Genomic DNA, 1,069 nt, shown 5'->3' with positions numbered 1-1,069 from the left:
ATTATCTTCGTAAAATTCCAAATCACTCGCCCACTAAACAATCTAACAGCTAAATCAAACGAACTTAGCAGTGGAGATGGAGATTTAACTAAAAAGCTAGATGATAAAGGCAATGATGAAATAGCTCAAGCTTGTAAAGCTATTAATATATTCTTAGAAAAAGTAAGAATTCTAATAGCACAAGCAAAAGATATCTCAAATGAAAACGCTTCAATAGCAAATGAATTAAGCCACACAAGTCTTCAAACAGGTAAGCGTGCAGAAGAAGGTAGCGTAATAGTTACAGAAGTAGCTAATAAAGGAACTAATACTAAAGATAACCTTGATAAAGGCGTAATTGGTGCAGCTAAAGGTAAAGATGAATTAAGTAATGCAAGTAAGTTTATAAAATCAGCAAACGATGCTATTAATTCATTAACTAATCAAATAAATCATAGTGCTGATATAGAAAGTGCTTTAGCTAGTAAGATTGAGCAATTAAGCCGTGATGCTGATAATGTTAAATCTATTTTAGAAATAATTAACGATGTAGCAGACCAGACTAACTTACTTGCATTAAATGCTGCAATTGAAGCTGCAAGAGCAGGAGAGCATGGTAGAGGATTTGCTGTAGTAGCTGATGAAGTAAGAAGTTTAGCTGAGAGAACTCAAAAAAGCCTTAGTGAAATAAATGCAACAATAAGTGTTATAGTTCAAGGCATTAAAGATGCAAGCGAGCAAATGAGCACTAATTCAGCAGAAATTAGTAAATTAACTCAAGTAGCAAGTAATACCCAAGATACAATTAATGAAATGGGTAAAGTAATGAGTGAAGCTGTAAAAATTAGTGAAGCAACTGTAAATGATTATATAAGCACAAGTAAAGATATGAGCGAGATATTAAGTGGAGTAAATAATATGAATACTATCACTAATGAAAACGCAAGAAGTGTAGAAGAAATAGCAGGAGCAGCAAATCATCTAAGTGAGATGACAGAACAACTAAACAAAAAGCTAAATGAATTTAGAACTTGATTTATTAGCTTAAAAATAAACTTATTATTAGGAATTAGTATGCTAGTTCCTAATA

At 31.9% G+C, this 1,069-nt stretch carries 1 protein-coding gene; it reads left to right on the top strand.

The window, feature by feature from the left end:
* Positions 1 to 1,014 (top strand): methyl-accepting chemotaxis protein (locus AVBRAN9331_RS09695; protein WP_214119010.1); only part of this gene is annotated, 1,014 nt, incomplete at its 5' end.
* Positions 1,015 to 1,069: the final 55 nt, after the last annotated feature.

The organism is Campylobacter sp. RM9331 (assembly GCF_020137685.1).
Taxonomy (GTDB): domain Bacteria; phylum Campylobacterota; class Campylobacteria; order Campylobacterales; family Campylobacteraceae; genus Campylobacter_E.
Note: the sequence above shows the minus strand (reverse complement) of the source record. Positions and strands in the feature narration are given on the sequence as shown.